General features: G+C 29.8%; 18 protein-coding genes. 5 read left to right on the top strand and 13 right to left on the bottom strand.

Features of this window, described 5'->3' with window-relative positions; translation table 11 throughout:
- Position 1 precedes the first annotated feature (1 nt).
- The 8 genes from Y592_RS02965 to Y592_RS02930 all read right to left on the bottom strand — a co-directional run bounded on the left by Y592_RS02965 (position 2) and on the right by Y592_RS02930 (position 5,957).
- Positions 2 to 1,135, bottom strand: coding sequence for a DegT/DnrJ/EryC1/StrS family aminotransferase (locus tag Y592_RS02965; protein ID WP_075665568.1), 1,134 nt, complete (start codon positions 1,133 to 1,135; stop codon positions 2 to 4).
- On the bottom strand, positions 1,132 to 1,743 hold the full coding sequence (gene nth, locus Y592_RS02960) for an endonuclease III (protein WP_075665567.1): 612 nt from the start codon (positions 1,741 to 1,743) through the stop codon (positions 1,132 to 1,134). Before nth ends, Y592_RS02965 begins: the two co-directional genes overlap by 4 nt.
- Positions 1,733 to 2,611 (bottom strand): bifunctional riboflavin kinase/FAD synthetase, encoded by an 879-nt coding sequence (locus Y592_RS02955; RefSeq protein WP_232218214.1) that lies wholly within the window; start codon positions 2,609 to 2,611, stop codon positions 1,733 to 1,735. Before Y592_RS02955 ends, nth begins: the two co-directional genes overlap by 11 nt.
- Positions 2,612 to 2,656: 45 nt before the next feature.
- Positions 2,657 to 3,151, bottom strand: coding sequence for a hypothetical protein (locus Y592_RS02950; RefSeq protein WP_075665565.1), 495 nt, complete (start codon positions 3,149 to 3,151; stop codon positions 2,657 to 2,659).
- 168 nt (positions 3,152 to 3,319) lie between these two features.
- Positions 3,320 to 4,108 (bottom strand): metal ABC transporter permease, encoded by a 789-nt coding sequence (locus tag Y592_RS02945; protein ID WP_075665564.1) that lies wholly within the window; start codon positions 4,106 to 4,108, stop codon positions 3,320 to 3,322.
- The gene (locus Y592_RS02940; protein WP_075665563.1) at positions 4,095 to 4,817 is read right to left on the bottom strand and encodes a metal ABC transporter ATP-binding protein; all 723 of its coding nucleotides are present in this window, start codon (positions 4,815 to 4,817) and stop codon (positions 4,095 to 4,097) included. The genes Y592_RS02945 and Y592_RS02940 overlap by 14 nt, the downstream gene beginning before the upstream one ends.
- Positions 4,810 to 5,589: a metal ABC transporter substrate-binding protein gene (locus Y592_RS02935; RefSeq protein ID WP_369799919.1), complete on the bottom strand. Its 780-nt coding sequence runs from the start codon at positions 5,587 to 5,589 to the stop codon at positions 4,810 to 4,812. Before Y592_RS02935 ends, Y592_RS02940 begins: the two co-directional genes overlap by 8 nt.
- Positions 5,590 to 5,591: 2 nt before the next feature.
- Positions 5,592 to 5,957 (bottom strand): Fur family transcriptional regulator, encoded by a 366-nt coding sequence (locus tag Y592_RS02930; RefSeq protein ID WP_075665561.1) that lies wholly within the window; start codon positions 5,955 to 5,957, stop codon positions 5,592 to 5,594.
- A gap of 134 nt (positions 5,958 to 6,091) precedes the next feature.
- Between Y592_RS02930 and Y592_RS02925 the strand changes: the two genes are divergently transcribed.
- The 3 genes from Y592_RS02925 (at position 6,092) to Y592_RS02915 (ending at position 7,325) form a co-directional block, all read left to right on the top strand.
- A complete protein-coding gene (locus tag Y592_RS02925) occupies positions 6,092 to 6,490 on the top strand; it encodes a secondary thiamine-phosphate synthase enzyme YjbQ (RefSeq protein ID WP_075665560.1) in 399 nt (132 codons plus the stop codon).
- 10 nt (positions 6,491 to 6,500) lie between these two features.
- Positions 6,501 to 6,974: a shikimate kinase gene (locus Y592_RS02920; RefSeq protein ID WP_075665559.1), complete on the top strand. Its 474-nt coding sequence runs from the start codon at positions 6,501 to 6,503 to the stop codon at positions 6,972 to 6,974.
- 72 nt (positions 6,975 to 7,046) lie between these two features.
- Complete coding sequence (locus Y592_RS02915; protein ID WP_075665558.1) at positions 7,047 to 7,325, top strand: HU family DNA-binding protein; 279 nt, start codon at positions 7,047 to 7,049, stop codon at positions 7,323 to 7,325.
- A 32-nt stretch (positions 7,326 to 7,357) separates the two neighbouring features.
- Here Y592_RS02915 and Y592_RS02910 read toward each other — a convergent pair whose 3' ends face one another.
- The 5 genes from Y592_RS02910 to Y592_RS02890 all read right to left on the bottom strand — a co-directional run bounded on the left by Y592_RS02910 (position 7,358) and on the right by Y592_RS02890 (position 15,584).
- On the bottom strand, positions 7,358 to 7,909 hold the full coding sequence (locus tag Y592_RS02910) for a hypothetical protein (protein WP_075665557.1): 552 nt from the start codon (positions 7,907 to 7,909) through the stop codon (positions 7,358 to 7,360).
- Between the two features lie 128 nt (positions 7,910 to 8,037).
- On the bottom strand, positions 8,038 to 10,905 hold the full coding sequence (locus tag Y592_RS02905; protein ID WP_075665556.1) for a PD-(D/E)XK nuclease family protein: 2,868 nt from the start codon (positions 10,903 to 10,905) through the stop codon (positions 8,038 to 8,040).
- A complete protein-coding gene (locus Y592_RS02900; RefSeq protein ID WP_075665555.1) occupies positions 10,902 to 13,916 on the bottom strand; it encodes a UvrD-helicase domain-containing protein in 3,015 nt (1,004 codons plus the stop codon). The genes Y592_RS02905 and Y592_RS02900 overlap by 4 nt, the downstream gene beginning before the upstream one ends.
- Positions 13,900 to 14,883: a UDP-glucose 4-epimerase GalE gene (gene galE, locus Y592_RS02895; RefSeq protein ID WP_075665554.1), complete on the bottom strand. Its 984-nt coding sequence runs from the start codon at positions 14,881 to 14,883 to the stop codon at positions 13,900 to 13,902. The genes Y592_RS02900 and galE overlap by 17 nt, the downstream gene beginning before the upstream one ends.
- Positions 14,880 to 15,584 (bottom strand): pseudouridine synthase, encoded by a 705-nt coding sequence (locus Y592_RS02890; protein WP_232218213.1) that lies wholly within the window; start codon positions 15,582 to 15,584, stop codon positions 14,880 to 14,882. Before Y592_RS02890 ends, galE begins: the two co-directional genes overlap by 4 nt.
- Positions 15,585 to 15,637: 53 nt before the next feature.
- Between Y592_RS02890 and Y592_RS02885 the strand changes: the two genes are divergently transcribed.
- Positions 15,638 to 16,354 carry a DUF445 domain-containing protein gene (locus Y592_RS02885; protein ID WP_075665552.1) on the top strand — a complete coding sequence of 239 codons (717 nt, stop codon included), beginning with the start codon at positions 15,638 to 15,640 and terminating at the stop codon, positions 16,352 to 16,354.
- Positions 16,355 to 16,375: 21 nt separating this feature from the next.
- Entirely contained in the window at positions 16,376 to 18,169 is a 1,794-nt protein-coding gene (locus Y592_RS02880; protein WP_075665551.1) for a heme NO-binding domain-containing protein, read from the top strand.
- Positions 18,170 to 18,177: the final 8 nt, after the last annotated feature.

Genomic DNA, 18,177 nt, shown 5'->3' with positions numbered 1-18,177 from the left:
TCTACCTCCTTAAAGCTTTTTCTATTTCATCTACAATTATTTCTACTTCTTCAAAGGACAATTCAGGAAAAATTGGTAAAGCAAGCGTTGTTTTTGATAGTTTTTCTGAAACGGGTAAACTTCCTTCTTTGTAACCTAGATATTTGAAACAATTTTGAAGGTGCAAAGGAACAGGGTAATAAATGCTAGTTCCAATTCCTTTACTTGCAAGATGTCTTTTTACCTTTTCTCTTTTTTCATTTGAACCAAATTCAACCACATACTGATGAAAAACGTGAACCTTTAATTTTCCGCTTGTTTTGGGGTATTTTAAGTCTAATTTGCGCTTTTCAAATTCTTTTGCGTATTTTTTGGAAATTTCTATCCTTTTTTCAGTCCACTTTTTTATGTATTTAAATTTTACGTTTAAAATAGCCGCTTGTAATTCATCGAGTCTGGAGTTATAGCCTATTTCATCATGAAAGTATTTCTTTTTTGTACCGTGAACTCTGAGAGATTTAGCATTTTGATAGATATTTTCATCATTTGTAACTATTAATCCCCCATCACCATATGCTCCCAAATTTTTTGTGGGGAAAAATGAAAAGATGGAAGCATCTCCTATACTTCCACTTTTTTTTACGGTATTGTTAATGATACCTTCAGAACCTATAGATTGTGCACAATCTTCCAATATTTTTATACCGTATTTTTCTTTTAGAAAGTTTAAATCCTCCAAATTAACAGTTCTTCCAAAAAGGTGTACGGGTATTATGCCGAATACTTTTTCTTTTTTTAGTACATTTTCAACTTGGTTTAAATCTATGTTGTAAGTTTCTTTATCTACATCAACAAATATGGGAATTCCCTTATTTCTCACGATAGATGAGGCGGTTGCAAAAAACGTGTAAGGTGTGGTGATAACTTTATCTTCTTCTTGGATTTCCATTGCTCTAAGTGCTATAACCAAGGCGTCGCTTCCATTTGCAACACCTACCCCGTATTTAACACCTATGAAATTAGCTATAGTCTTTTCTAGTTTTTCTACTTCTGGACCTAAAATGACTCTTCCGCTTGATAGAACGTTGTCAATGGCGTTTATTATTTCTTCTTTTATTTCCTTGTATTGTCTTGTGAGATCAAATAGTGGTATCACTTTTTCCCCTCCCATTTACAATACTTATAAATTGGACAAATATTACATTTTGGTGCTCTAGGTAGACATACATTTTTCCCAAATTCCACCATCGAACCGTTAATAGGCCCCCAAAGATTTTTGGGAAGGATTTTCATAAGTTCAAATTCTGTTTCTTCAGGAGTCTTAGTCTTTACCCAGCCAAGTCTGTTTGAAATCCTATGGACGTGTGTATCTACCGCAAGGGCAGGTTTTGAAAAAGAAACGTACAATACTATGTTTGCAGTTTTTCTTCCAACGCCAGGCAAAGAAATTAAATCGTTTAGATTATCTGGAACTTTGCCTGAGAATTTTTCTACAATTATTTTTGAAATTTCTATTATTCTTTTAGCCTTTTGTCGGTAGAGTCCTGCGGGTTTAATTAGTTCATAAAGGGCTTCTTCTTTAGCTTTTGAAAGTTCTTCCACTGTTTTGTATTTTTTAAATAAATTTTTAGCTGCTATTTCCGTGTTTTCATCTTTGCTTCTTTGGCTTAAAACGGTTGTAATTAAAACTTTAAATGGATCTTTTTCACTGTGAATTCTTGGATATTCTTCGATAATTTTTTTTGCAATTTTTTCAATATTCATATTCTCTCTCCAATATCTTTCTTGCTATTTTTTTGTCTTCGTGCATTTGTTTTATCAATTCATCAATTGAGGAAAAATTTTTTTCTTCTCGTAAAAAATCAAGTAATTCTACTCTAATTTCTTTTCCGTATAGATTACCTTCAAAATCTAAAATGTAAACTTCGTATTTTACATTTTTAGTTTTCTCAATAGTGGGTCTTAGTCCTATGTTAATGAGCCCGTAGTATCTTTTTGGTGTATAAACTCTACATAGGTAAACACCAAATTTAGGGATAATAAGTTCTTTACCCCTTCTAATATTTGCGGTGGGAAATCCAAGTTTTTTTCCAAGTTGCTTGTCTTTATAAATCCTACCATAGATGGGATATGCCCTTCCAAGTAGTTTGTTTGCTTTTTTTACTTTTCCTTCTTTGATCAACTTTCTAATTAATGTACTACTAACCCTTTTTCCGTCTACTATTAAATCATCCACTATTTTTAATTTAATTCCTTCTTCTTTTGAAAGTTTTTCAAGTAGTTTAATATCTCCTTTTGCATTTCTGCCAAATCTAAAATCTTTTCCAACCACTATGCCAGTTGTGTTTTTTGATAGAAATTCAAAAAAATCTTTTGCTTCAATATTTTTTATTTCCTCCAGATTTAATGTAAATACATCTCCATATAGTTCAAGTAATGTTATTCTATCTTCAAGTGGTATCAAAAGTCCATCAAATTTACCAGTATAATATTCCATAGGAAATACTATAGTGTATATTTCAGGTTTAGATTGAAAAGTCTCTGCCATTTTTTTTAAAGTGTTTAAAATTTTTACATGTCCAATGTGTACTCCATCAAAAACTCCGATAGTCAATACTCTCAAACAAATCACCTCAGAAAAATTATACCATATAAAAAGGCTCTGTTTCCAGAGCCTTTAAAATGCAAATCCACTTGCTATGTAATACATTTTTCCAAATTTCATTCCCAAGGAATTATCTTCTAATTTTTTTACTCTTCCAATAACACCTGCTTCTAGTTTGAAAATGGAAAGTTTTAATCCCAAACCTACTTTTAAATTTAAGAAGTCAAATTGCTTCATCGAGATTGCCTTAATAAGTGGTATGTCAGTGGAAAGCCTCATATATAGATTTTTTGAAAAGTTTGGGGTAAGTTGAAGTCCAATTCCCAAAAAACTTTTTACATAGTTAAGATCAATATTATCTTTTAGATAAAAGCTACCATCTTCGTTATATGTACCAAATGGTAACATAAAATACAAAATACCAAAGTCTGCCCTTGCAAACAACTCGATTTGAGATGCGGGATATTCTGGAAAATCAATTTTCGGTAATGTAAGTCCTTCAACACCTATGAAAAATGGAAATGCCGAAATCGAAAAAAGCAACAAAACTATTAAAAAATATTTCATGTGTTCACCTCCCGTTAAAGTTGAAGTAACTTTTATAATATAATACCATATGAGAATACGAAAAAACAAGATGATTGTTATGTTATGAATTTAGATTACAGGTTCAATTATAATTTTTATTTTTTGGAGATGAGGTAACTTTTGCAAATTCAAAAAATTAGGAAACTATTAAAAAATCAACGAAAGTACAACAAATGATATAAATGACACAAGCACAATTGATGGACCTGGTGCAATATCAAAAAGATAAGCAAAATAAAATCCTACAAATGAAACTGAAGTGTTAAATAGTATGGATATAACAAACAATCTTTTGTATGATTTTGCAAGTTTTTTTGCAACAATCCCTGGGATTATAATTAACGCACCTAAAAGAATAACTCCGGATATTTTAACGATACTTACCACTACAACTGAAATTAAGCTCAACAATAATGCCCTTAAGAATTGTGTTTTTACACCGTAGAATCTGGCCATTTTTTCATCTGCAAGAAAGTATAGTATTTCCTCTTTATAAAAGAAAAAAAATAGTGATTCTAAGATAACTACAAATATCAAAAAGTACACATCTTTCATGTTTACAAGCAGAATATCACCGAACAGATAACTTGTTATATTTTGAGTATAAGTTGAACTTTTTGAAAGAATAATTACGCCAATAGACATAAAAACTGGAAGTAACATACCAATTGCACTATTTTCGTGTATTTGTTTTTTATTTGTGAAATAACTTATAAGTAGAGAAAAGATAATAGCAGTAATTATTGAAATTAACCTATAATCTAATCCAAAAAGAAGTGCAACTGCCAACCCTGCGAAAGCCGCATGAGCGGTTCCATCACCTATAAATTCCATTCTTTTAAAAACAATAGTAGGAGACATAATAGAAGAGGAAATAGCTGCTAAAATAGTTGCTATTAATGCCGTTCTTAAAAATTCAAGTTCAAATATCTCCATTTTCATGCTCCCTTTCGTAATGATTTTTTGCACGAAGCCATAGATCAAAGTCCGGGAATAATATTTTTAATTCGTCTGGTTTGATTTTTTCGGTAGGCCCATGGCAATGTAATGTTTTATTTAAACACATTACAGAGGTACACTTTTCAAAAACCATACCTATATCGTGTGAAATCATCAAAATTGTTAAGTTTTTTTTCTCTTTAACTTTATACAAAAGTTCGTAGAACCTAGCTTTTCCCATTTGATCAACACCTGCTTCTGGTTCGTCTAAGATCAAAATATCAGGGTTGTATAAAAGTGCTCGTGCAAGTGAAAGTCTTTGAAGTTCTCCACCTGACATTGTTCCAACAAGTTGTCTTTCTTTTCCAGCTAGTCCTACGTTTTTTAGAAGGGTTGATATTTGTTCTTTACTTACCTTTTTCTTATACGCTCCCATTTTTGCAAATTGTAAAGCATTAATAGGTACTTCTCTGTTAATAGTTTGAACTTGGGGAAGATAACCAATTTTTCCATTTACCGATATCTGTCCCGTGTAGCTTTTGATTTCTCCTACGATTATCTTTATAAGGGTGGATTTACCCGCACCATTGGGGCCTATAATCCCTACAAATTCGCCTTTTTTTATCTTAAAATTGATATTTTTTAGGATTTCCTTTTCACCAATTTTATAATTTAAATTTTCAACTGAAATGGCGATATTATTCATTTTCCAACGCCTTCCTTATAATTTCAAGGTTTTTGTAATATAAATCCACAAAATTTTTTGCATCTATTCCCAATGGATCAAGAACATAGTATTTTTTCTTTAATTCTTTTGAGATTACTTTAATTTTACTTTCAGGTTGTTGTTTTTCAGTGAATAATGCGATAAGTTTTCTCCCCTTTATGGTATTTATAATCTTCTTAAGACCAATGGATACGTTGTGTCCCTCTTCTAACCATTTTATTTTTATTCCAAATTCCTTGAAAAAGTAATAAAAGCTTGGATGATTTACAAGTACCAATCCGTCAGTTTTTAATACTTCCCATGCATCTTTTATAAATATATCTATTTTCTCCAATAATTTTTTTTCATTTTCCATTATTTTGTTATCTTTATACATTTTGTAAAATTCTTCAGAAAGTGAAGGTATGATATAGAACTTCACAAAGTATGGATCAAGCCAAAAATGAGGATTTTTATGTTCTATAAATACTTCTGGAATGTAGTTTTTTACGTATAAAACATTATCGTATTTTTCTAAATTTGGTTCTAAATTTCCATTTGCAATTATTAAATTTGCTTTTGCTAGTAATTTTACATCACTTACTTTTAGGGAATAAACGTGTGGATTTACGTTTGGGGGTAATAATAGCTTTACATCGTCTACACCTTTTAAAAGTTCACTTACCAACAAATAATATGGATTTATAGTAACTACTACATATGAGAACATAACAGAGGAAAATAGCAAGAAAAGTAAAAAAAACTTCTTCACAATCATTCCTCCTCTCTACATTTTTTGCAAATTCCTTTAAAATAAAACACGTGATCTAGTATTTGATAGTCAAATTGTTTTTCGATTTTCATTTTTATTTCTTTTGCCGTACATTCGTTAAAAACTTCAATGTTTCCACATTTAATACAATATAGAAAATGAATATGTCTTTCTTTTGGGAAAAAGTACTTTGTGGAATTTTCAAATGATACAGATGAGATAATATTCTTTTTCTCAAGGTAATTAAGCGCCCTGTAAATAGTCGATAGATTCGGTTTAAAGCCATTTATTTTGTAAATCTCTTCTGCACACAGTGGTTTTTTACTATTTTTAAGTATATCCCAAATGGCTTTTCTCCACTTTGTCAATTTTCACACCCCTATTTTTGCAAATGCAAATTATTTGCAAAAAATATTATAGTAAAATATTGAAAAAAAGTCAAGGAAAATTGCATATTTACTAATTTTTGTGTTATAATATTCGAGAAAAAGGGGGAGTAAAAATGCTTTATTCTTTTGAGGTTATGACAAGATCTAGAAATTCTTTGATTGATATCACAGAAAAAGTGAACAAAGTGGTAAAAGATTCTGGTGTAAAATCTGGAATTTGTGTAGTGTTTATCCCACACACTACTGCAGGTATTACCATTAATGAAAATGCAGATCCATCTGTAAAAGGTGATATAGAGAGGACTTTGAGCAAAATAGTACCACCAAATTGGGAATACACACACTTAGAGGGTAATTCAGATTCTCATGTGAAGTCTACACTTGTTTCCCCTAGTATTACTTTGATTATAGAAAGTGGTAAAATTTTACTAGGAACTTGGCAGGGAATATATTTTTGCGAATTTGATGGTCCAAGGAGAAGAAAGGTATTTTTGAAAATAATTACCGATTAGGGGGGATATTTTGCCGTTGTACATAATCGGACTTCCTGGGAGTGGAAAGTCGGCTGTGGGTAAAATTTTAAAGGAAGATTTTGGTTACGATATAATCGATTTTGATGAAATTTTAAACCTTGAAACGGGAAAGAGATTTAATGCAATACTTCTTTCCAATGGGTTTGTTACTTTAGAAAACCTTGAAAGAAAATTTTTAAAAAGGTTTAAAAGGTTTGATGAAAAGATAATAGTTACCCTTGGTTTGATAGCGGAAAAGGATCGCTACAAGGGAAAGGTAGTATACATAAAGGTCCCCAAAGAAAAATTTATTAGAAGGATAAAGATGGTCTCTGAGAAATTTCAAAATTTAGACGATTTGTATGAAAAATTTCATTTTACATTCTCAAAGGATGCGGATCTTGTTATTTCTTCTGAAAACAAGACAAAATTTGATATTGCAAAAATCATAGATGATTTCTATAGAAAAAGTTTTAGAAAATAATTTGCATTCTGATGTAAAAAAATGATATATTATATACGTATTTTAACTATCACATGTGAGGAGGGAAAAGTTATGAGTAAAAAGGAACTTGTAAACAAGGTAGCAGAAAAGATGCCAGAATTAAAGAAAAAAGATATCAAAGCAGTTATTGATGCGGTTTTTGAAACTATAACTGAGGCTTTGTCAAATGGAGAAAAAGTTCAGCTTATTGGTTTTGGAACGTTTGAGGTAAGAGAAGCAGAGGAAAGGACAGGAGTTAATCCAAGAACAAGAGAAAAAATAACAATCCCTGCAAGAAAGGTCCCAAAATTCAAACCTGGTAAGGAATTAAAGGAGAAAGTAAACAAATAAGTAATTCCCCCCGAAAAACTGGGGGGGATTTTTTAGAAAGTTGAAACCATTTTAGAAACTATATGTGAAACTTTTCTGTGATATCTGTAGCTTACACTATTTCCTTTTATTATGTTTCTTTTAAAAAGATTAATGATTCTAAATTCTGATTCCTCAGGTGGGAGTGTGTAGTTGATAATGTCATTTCCAAGTCTGTGAAAGTGTTTTAGTGCTGATTCTGTCCACCCCATAGCATCTGGTAGTATAAAATAATAAAAGGTTTTTCTTCTATTTTTTACGTAAAAGTCTGTTTTTAATACTACCTCGTATTCTTTATTGTTTATCAAAAAAATCTTTGAAAATTCTTTTGGGATAGGATTTATAAAATTGAAAAATTTTGTTTTGCAAATTGTTTCTTTGAAAATTTGAAATAAATTTTCAAATTCTTCATCCAGGATGTGCTTTGTAAGTTCTTCATCTTTTGTTTCAAGGAAAAGTTTTGCCGCTCTGTAAAAATTGTCGTATTTTTCCCTATAATTTAAAGGTTCTTTTCTTGTTCCCGCTAGACATATAGCAATATCTTCGGCAAATATCCTTTTTTTCATATTTTTCACCCCCACAACGTACATTTACAATCGGATTATAACAATAACTTTAAAATAAATCAACAATTTAACCATTACTTAATAATATGGCAATATAAATGAAATTTTGTTGTGTTGGAGCATTTTGTTTACTTTTCTACTAATTTTACGTTGTTGTAGATTTCGAAATTTTTGCAAATTTCGTAAAAATGGCAAGAAACGGCATAAGATTTGCAAAATCTTTTTTTACTTTGTATTTTAAATCCCATATCTTTTAAATACATCATAAATGGTTTTACGTTGTTTTGCTCGACGAATATAGGGGTTATATCTCCACTTGTTAGCTTTTCCAGTATACTATCAAGCCAAGATAAGTAAATATCGTAGTCTATTTCTTTTTCTGATTTATAATAGTTATAGTAAATTTTTTCTTTAATTCTTTTAATTTTATAACTTTTTCTATCTTCTATTCCCAAAAATAACAGCGTAGTTTCAAAATCTTTGTTTATATTACTTTTGAAGATATAGTCGTACAAGAGAAGTTGACCCATATCACTATTTTTTGAATTTTTTTTGTAGTCTATAATTGTATAAGAATCTTTATCTTTATCTATTCTATCAATACGTGCTTCTGCCAAAATATTTCCCCTTAATTTAGTCATGTATGTTTTTTCAAGTTGGTATATATTTTTAGATTCCACGTTTTCATGTAAATGCATTAAAAATTCGTTTAGTTTTTTTGTATAATTTTCTATGTTTATCGACTTTGGTATGGAATATTGAAAGAATTCTTCTATAAATACTTCATCGTATACTTCTTCGACTAGTTTTTTTAATTCAAAAACAACTTCTTCAAAATATCTTTTTAGAACCCTGTGGTAAAAAATACCTATGTATAGATTGGATTTGTCACTATCTATGTTTCTTACATTGGCTTTTTCCGATAAAAAGAGTTTGAACGGACAATTAACATATGTTGAGATTAAACTGTGACTTACTTTTTTTACGTTTAAACTACTTTTCCATTCTACGTTTAATTTTAACTTTCTTTCTTCGTTAAATGCTTTATACAAATTTTTATCAAATTCTGAGTATATTTTGCTGGCTTGTGGAATTATGTAAAAACTTGTTTCAATATCTTTTACTTCTCCAAATTCAGTTGCGTATGTAGAAGGTAAAATGGGTTCTCCTGATAGGGTTGAATGAGGAAATGATATATGATTATTTTCCGAAAAGATCAACGAAAGTATTACGTTTCTTCTTTCTATCTCCTCATTAAATGATCTTAATTTGTTTGGATCAGATAAAACGTTTAAGATAAGTGGATTAATATCAAAATTTGGATAAAATGCGTCAGTGAAATTAACAAAAAATTTGAATTTTTTCCGTACAAATCTTGCTTGGGTTATATCAAATATGTCTATTGCATTTTCTTTTCTTTCGGAGAATCTGTATTTTTCAACGTTTATAATACTTGTTAGTATTTTATAGAAAGTTCTCCAAGAGTTTATTTTTAAATTATAACTTTTTAGGTTATTTAGTACTTCTATGAATTTTATAAGTGCATTTTTTTCTTCTTTTATTTCAAAGAGGTATTTATCGTTTGTAAATATATCAAACTTTTCTATTGAAAATTTTATGAATTCAATAAACCATGTGATGAAGTCATTAGTTATACCGTTTTTGACCTCTTCCAATAAATTGAGCAAATTCTCCAGAATTTCTATAAAGACTTTGTATTCTTCTATCTTTTCCATTCTGTCTTGGTATGTATCATCATCTTTTATTTCTTCAAGTTGTTTTATATGCGCAGATATTTCTTGTATTTTTTCTTTTGAAAATTTTTCATCTAACATACGGAATTCTCTAAAGAATTTTTCTATCTTTTCTATTGTGAGTTGTCTTGTATCTATATATGGAGATTCTATTAATGCTAGAAGATCTTCTGTTTCAAAGTTGTAATAAATGGTTTTTATTGGTTGGAGTAAGATTTTTACAATTTTACTCTCCGAGAGTTTTGATTGTAAATTAACGTTGTTTGGTATACCAATTTCCGTTAATTTTTCAGAGAATTGTTTTGCAATTGAAAAATTTGGTACGACAATTGCTATCTCATTTGGTGATTTACCATTTATTAAGAGTTCCTTTATTTTTCCAGTTATTTCGTAGATTTCCACAATAGAGTTTTTGTAGGAAGTTACTTTTGTTTTATCTTTTAATTTGAGTGTATGTGGAATTGTCTCTTCTATTTTGAAGCCTTCGCTTTTCAAAAAATTGTATATGTCGTTGAGTTGATTAAAGGCCCTATCGTTTATTTGTTCCCAAACGTAAAAATAGACATTTTCAAAGTTTTTAAACATCTTTTTAAAAACGTCTTTTAAGATGGGTGGAATATCGAAAAAGCCACTTAAAACAAGATTTTTCTTTTTTTCTTCAAAGTATTCTTCAACGTACCATTTGTATGTGGTTATCTGATCAAAGATATTTCCAGATTTTTGCATAATAAGGCTTGTATCATTTAGTAGATTTAAGATTAGTTTTGAAATTTTTTCGTTTTTTTCAAGTAATTGATTTATTTCATAGTAATACGGTGTGAGAAAATCTCCGCTTGAAACTTTGATTTCCCATGCTTTTTCAAAAAGTTCAAGTATGTAATTTAAAATGCCTTTTGATCTTGAAACTGTCCTTAAAAATTCCAAATATTCATCGTCTTTTTCATTTTTAATATACTCTTCTATTTGAGAAGCTATAAATGCTTTAAAAAAATCCCTGTCGAAAAATACCGTGTCCATATTGTTTAGTTTTAAAGTTTCAACAACATATTGATTTATTACCCTAAAAGCATCTCGGTTTATTGTCTTTCCAAGTTTTTCTGAAAATTTATCAGATATTTGCCTTACATAGTATCCCGTGGGTCCGATAAATAAAAAAGAAAATGGGTCATAGTATTTTTCCATTTCATTTGCCATATATTCAAAGTGATTTTCATCTAATTTTGTAATTATAGCTCTTTTCATTTTTCCACCTTCTCAAAATTATCTATAGCTTTTTTTATCATCTCTTCAAATCCTTCTTTATACGATATTTTTAGCATATCTCCTGTTTTAGTGGAGATAATGTATGCTTCTTTTACATTTCCAAAATCTTTTAAGAGATACATATAAAAATTTACTTGGAATATGTATTTTTCATCGTCTAAATTTTTTGTGTTTTTAAAATCAAGAATGTATATGAAATTGTCTTTAAAGATTACTTTATCTGGTATACCAAAGAGCATGTATTTTCTGTTTTTATGGAAAAAAGGCTTTACTATTCTCCACTCTGGCAAGATTTTTGAATTTTCAAAAAGATGTCCTATTTTATGTGAAAGTTTCACCTTTATTTCTCCAGTTTCTTCAAGGTATCTCAGTTGTGAGAGTGTATTTGCGTTTGAGAGTTTTCTGTGAATTTGCGATCCTTTAAAAGTTTGTTCGTTTAAATCCAATGTTATCTCTTCTTTTGCCTCGTTTTCATTTCCTAGATATCCGTATAATGTAGTGGGTGAGATGTACGATTTATACGATAGATGGGAAAAATCTTTTAAATTTTCTTGTGGAATATCTTCTTTTTCCTTTGTGTGCTTTTTTTGTTCTGTTGGAATTTCTACATTATTAATTTCTACGTATTCAAAACTTTTAATTTCCTTTTTTAATTCTTCTATTTCGTCATCTGATAATTTTAGATATTTTGCAACGTTTTCTTTGTTTTCGTTAAAGATTATTGGGATAAACATTTCAGAAGCCCTCGTTATTGCAACATATATTTTTCTTAATACTTCTGTTTCATCGTATACCTCATCAAGGTAAAATTCCTTTATCAATTCCAGTGTGTTTTTATCTAGGTTATCCATTATTTTGGTCAACATAAAATAATTTTTATCTTTCTTGTTGTAGAATTTTAAATCTTTGGAATTTTTTGTGTTTAAATTAGCGAAAAGATCGCCTAATAAGACAATTTTAAATTCGAGACCTTTAGATGCGTGAATGGTCATTAATTTGACACTTTCTGATGTTTCATCTTCTGTAGAAGCTTCTGCTTCGTTTGTATCACCTATTTTTTGAATTAGCTTTATTAACTCAGAAAAAGAATCTGCAAGTTGATCAAAGTTTTCCGCTTCCAAGATAAGTTTTTTGACGTTTAAGATAGCGGATTCTTTATCTTTAAAATAGACTAATTTTTCAAAATAATTTAGGTCTTTAATTAATCCCTTTAAAATTTCTGTTGGTCTTATGTAGTATTTTAAATGTGCGTATTTTTCAAGTACTTCTAGTGTATGACTTTTATGTATTCTCTTTGCCGCTTCAAATAATGTTTCATTTTCTTTTTTTTCGCTTACAATTTTCTCGTAGTCTTTAAACTTTCCTAGTACAAGTGGTGAGAAGAAAAATCTTGTAAAATAATAGTTGTTATTTGGATTTTGTACAGCAAATAGTGCGTTTAAAATTGTTTGAATTTCTAGTTGTTTGTAGAAACTTTTTCCGCCTACTATGTGTAATGGAATATTGTACGCTTCAAATACTTCTTTGTAGATGCCTTCTGCATTTGACAGTCTGGATCTTAATATAGCAAAATCACCGTATGTGATCTTTTTGTCTATACATTTATTTTTTACATTAATGGTTAATTCTTTTCCAACGAGTTTTTTTATTATGTACGCTGTAACTAGCGCTTCTTTTTTTTCTTTTTTTTCTTTTTTTTCTAGTGATACAATAACGTATTTTATCCTTCCGTTTTCTTTGTTATTTAATGAAGGAACTTTTCCTTTGCAAAAAATAGTGGGGTTTGACGTGTCTTTTTCATCATCAAACCATAGTTTTTTGTATATATTTGGTTCAAGTACTTTAAATGTTTCGTACTTATCTATGTTATTTGTTTTTTGGACTATATGTTTGTTGAAAATTTTGTGTTTTGATATGAAATTGAAGTATTTTACAAGTTCGCTGTTTGATCTATAGTTGTCTTTTAGTGCCAAGATTTTTTCACCATTTTCTTCAAATTCATTTTGAGTTTTTAAAAATACGGAGACGTCTGAATTTCTAAATCTGTATATTGATTGCTTTCTATCCCCTACGTAAAAGAGATAATTTTCTTTTGTGTGTAATTTATCGAATAGTTCTTTTTGTAGGTAGTTTGTATCTTGAAATTCATCGATAATTATATATTTAAACCTTTTTTGGTATTTTTTTCTTATGTTTTTATCTTCTAAAATGTCTAGTGTTTTTTCTAAAATACCTTTAAAGTCGTATTCAAAATTATCAACTGTAAAAGCTTCATATATTTCTTTTGAAATCAGAAGCATGTCTTTAAAGGCTTTTAAGGCTAGTGATTCTTCTTTTGCAGTTTCAAATAGCTTTTCTAGAATAGTTGCATTTTTCATCTCTGTTCTCCAATTTGAAAGTGTATATTTTAGCAAATTTTCTACTTCGTCTATGTTTTGATATATTTCAAAAAGTTTTTTTATGCTATTTTTGTTTTTTTTCAGACTTTGTAGTATAATCTCGATTTGTTTTTTTCTTAACTTTGAAATGTTTAGGTTTATGTCTGTTTTATCATAGTCGTACAGTTGAAAGACAAATTTTAAAGTCAAATATACAGATCTTTCTATTAATTTATTCATTTTTAAATCACTGATTATGGTAAAATTTGGATCTATTTTTGCGTTTACATTTTCCTCTCTTAATATCCGTTGACAAAAGCTATCTATTGTGGAAATTATTGCACGTGGCAGATAGTTTTTTATTTTCTTCCAATATGGAGAATTTTTCTCTTTTACAAGTTGAAAGATTCTTTCTTTCATTTCTGAAGCCGCTTTTTTTGTGAATGTGGCAACAACTATTTCATCGACTATTTCTGGATAATTTATTTTTTCGTATTCGTTTAGTATTTCCACGTAGTAGTGGGTAATAGTATAAGTTTTTCCCGTACCTGCTGATGCGGAAATAAAGTAATTTCTGTTTATATTGCTTTTAATCTCATCGAGTACGCCCATTATATCTCTCCTTGTGCCAAGTCCAAGCTGTTTTAATGATATCATCTAGTGAATATTTTGGTTCCCATGAGAGTATTTTTTTTGCTTTTTGGTTGTCTGCAATCAAGTATGCAGGATCTCCCGGCCTTCTTTCTACTTCCTCTACTTTGAAATCTATATTTGTTATCTCTTTTACCTTCTCTATGACTTCTCTTACAGAATAACCATTACCACTTCCCAAGTTAAAACAATCGGTTTTGTTTTCTTTTAAAAGATATTCAAGTCCTTTTATGTGTGCATTTGCAAGGTCATTGACATGTACAAAATCTCTGATACATGTTCCATCTTTTGTTTCATAGTCTGTTCCGAAGATCTTTATACTTTCTCTTTTTCCAAGTGCTGCATCTAATATTAGCGGTATAAGGTGTGTTTCTGGGTTGTGTGCTTCACCTATTTCCCCTGATTCATCTGCTCCTGCTGCGTTAAAATATCTAAATCTTATACTTTTTAGGTTATACGCTTTATCAAAATCGTCCAAAATTTCCTCTACCATATATTTACTCTTTCCGTACGGATTAATGGGATTTTTGGGGGCATCTTCTTTTATGGGAATTTTCTCTGGCATGCCGTAGACTGCTGCTGTGGATGAAAAAATAAATTTATTAACGTTGTGTTTTAACATTGAATTTAAAAGAACAAGTGTATTTGAAACGTTGTTTTCATAGTATTTATATGGGTTTATTACAGACTCTCCAACTTCTATATATGCACAAAAATGCATAACTGCAGCGATGTTGTAATGTTCAAAGATAATATCCAAAAGTTTTTTATCTGATATATCACCTGGTATGAACTTTCCGTATTTTGCAAATTCTCTATGTCCGTTTGATAGGTTGTCAAGTACTATTACGTTATATCCCCTTTCATTTAGCATCTTACAAACGTGTGAACCTATATATCCTGCTCCTCCTGCAACCAAAATATTCATGCTTTCCTCTCCTTTAGTTTTAATAGTTTTTTTAAAAGCTTTCCCTTTATTTCTTTTATATCACCTGGGTTTGGAACAAAGGAGATATCAATTGGTCCATGTGAGATTCTTTTTAACTCTAACACTTCGTGGTTTATGTTTTTGAATAATCTTTTTACTTCATGTTTTTTTCCCTTTATCATTTCTACTTTAACCGTGGAATAATTAAATCCCACGTCTAATATTTCAAAGTATTCCAATCTTAAAAATTCGCCGTTGTCCCATATTCCTTTTTTTAAAGTTAAAAGTTCTTTGAACTTTATTTTTCCATTTACTTTTACAATATAAACTTTTTTTACCCTGTATTTTGCACTAGTTAGAATATTTATTAACTCTCCATCATTAGTTAAAATTAAAACACCAGTTGCATCTTTGTCTAAGCGTCCTGCCACTTTTAGTGGTTTGTCTTTGAAAAATTCCTTTATTGTTTTCTTTTCCTTTGGATCGTAGAGGGTAGTAACGTATCCCTTTGGTTTGTGTAAAGCGTAATATTCAAAGTTGTTTGACGTTAATTTTTGATTGTCTAAAGATACAACATCACTATTTTTAACTTCGTACCATGGTTCTTTAACCACTTTGTTATTGACTTTTATCCTTCCAGAAAATATAATTATATCTGCCTTTCTTCGAGCGTATCCACAAAGTTGAAGGTACTTTTGCAACTTAATTTTTTCACCCCTTTCCAATATATTTTATCATTATAAGGAGGGATTTTATGTTTTTTGATTTGCCTTTTTTGATACTTTTAACTATTTTTGTATTGACAAAATTTATTTTCCATTCTCCACTTGGAATTCTTGCAACAGGTGCATTGGTAGGATATATTACAAATATGCTTGCAATTTGGATGCTTTTTAACCCTAAAAGAAAAATTTTGGGAATTCAAGGGGTAATTCCAAGGAAAAAGTATGAGATTGCCCAAAATCTTTCAAGGGTGATAGAAGACGAATTTATTAATACTGAATCTCTTAAGAATTTCATGAAAAGAAATTTAGATCAATTGAATTTCAAAGATGACATTATGCGTTTTATTGTTGGAAATTTTTCAAAACTTTTGAATGAAGATACAAAAAATGCTATTTTGCGATATTTATCTTCAAAAATAAGTATACCTTTAATACCTGTTGATAGGATTGTTTCTTCTGTTTTAGACAATGTTTTTAAGGATATAAAAGTAGATCTTGAAAGTAAAGGAAGTATATACAAAATGATTGAAAAGAATTTAACGGATGGAGAATATGATATAATAAAAGTGTTGGAAAAAGTCTTCGAAAGAATACCCTTTAAAGATATTGTAAGGGAAAAGATAGAAAATTACACAGTCGATGAGATGGAAACTGTAATTTTGAGGATAGCAAAGAGAGAGTTGCGGTATATAGAACTTTTAGGTATTCCACTTGGGATTTTAATAAGTGTTATACAAATGATTTAATGATTTAAGAGAGGTGATTGTATGAAGAGTTTTGTTATGAACATTTGGATAAATACTTGGAAAAGACTATACGGTGAAAGTCTTGTAGATTCTCTTATTAATGAATTCAACGTAGATTTAGACATACTCCAAAGTCCAATTAATGATGTAGATGATGAAATGGTAATTAGATTTTCAAGAAAACTTGCAGAAAAGACTGGGAAAACATTTGAGAAAGTTTGGGAAGAAACAGGATATGAAAATATTAAAAGCTTTCATAAGTATTATCCAGGGTATTTTAAAAAAGATGGTATTCTTTCATTTTTGAGCACTATGGATATGGTCCATAGGGCACTTACAAGGAGAATTAAGGGGGCAAAGCCTCCAAGGATTATATACAAATATATAGACGAAAAAACTGCGATTGTAAGGTATCAATCAAATAGGGATTTTAGAAGTTACTTTTTAGGGTTAGTGAGGGGAGCTTCTGACTTTTTCAAAGATCCCATAACTATGGAAGTGCTGGATCAAGGTACAAATAATAGCACTTCTTTTGTGGAAATAAGAATAAAGGCTTCAAAACCATACGGAAAGTTGATAAAATTAAAGTCGTTTAGATTGGTATCATTTGGTATTTTGAAAAATATATTAAAGAGTAATGTTATTTTCCTTCCGTTAATTGTATTTATTGTTTCGTTACTGTCTTCAAGCTTTTTATCACCGGTTGTTTCTTCGATAATAGTGGCGCTTTCCACATTTGCTTTGTCTTTGCCTATTGTTTTAGATTTAAAGAAGGGATTTAGTGCACTAAAATTTGAAGATCTTTCCTCTGTTACATATGTTTCTGGTGAAGAAAACTTTGAGAAAATAACACATGAGTTAAACAAGGCAAATGAAAAAATCAAAGAGTTGTTGATATCATTCCAAGGTGATACCGAAGAATTGTTGAGTTTTTCCAGCAAGACAATGTCATCAATTGAAGTTGTTGAAGAACAGATTGATACGATGAAGGAATTATCTTCACAGGTTGCGGATACCGCCGTTCAAATAAGTAATGATGCAGAAAGGATTTCAGATGCAGTAACATCAAATGTGGATACTATTTCACAAACGATAAGTGTTCAAAATGAAATAGTGCAAAATTTAAACGAGGCGGTTGAAAATATTATATCTGCGGCAAAGAGTGTTGAAAATGTATCATTTAACATAGAAAATGTAAGTGATGATTTTGAAAAAATAGCAAATGAAAGTAAAGAACTTAGAAAACAAGCAGATGAAATAAAAGAAATTGCCGATACTGTTATGAGCATAGCAGAACAAACAAATTTACTTGCACTTAACGCTGCAATTGAAGCAGCAAGAAGCGGGGAAGCTGGAAGAGGATTTGCAGTAGTTGCCGATGAAATAAGGAAACTAGCAGAAGAAAGTAAAGAATCTGCAAATAAAATATCTGATTTCCTAACAAAGATTTCAAGCGGTATAGAGAATTTGAGTGTTGGAGTTGTTTCTGGATATGAAAATTTAAAAGCACAGACAAAGGCACTTTCGGAAAGTTCTAAAAAAAGTAAGGAATCTAGTCAGGTGATATCGGATATTACCGGACATTTAAATTCTTTGATTGAATCGTTAAATACAGAAGCAAGTAAATTGGAAGATATAACAAATAGTATTCAAAATCTGTTGGCAATCTCAGAGGAAAGTAGTGCAACAGCAGAAGAAATAAGTGCATCTATTCAAAGATTTTTGACGGAATTAAGGACAGTCTTTGATAACGTAAGCAAAACTATTAGTTTGCTAGAATTGATACAAGAAAATATAGAGAAGATAGATATATAAAAAGGCTC

This window comes from Thermosipho sp. 1070, assembly GCF_001682135.1.
Lineage (GTDB): Bacteria > Thermotogota > Thermotogae > Thermotogales > Fervidobacteriaceae > Thermosipho > Thermosipho affectus.
This window is presented reverse-complemented; position numbering and strand designations above follow the sequence as displayed.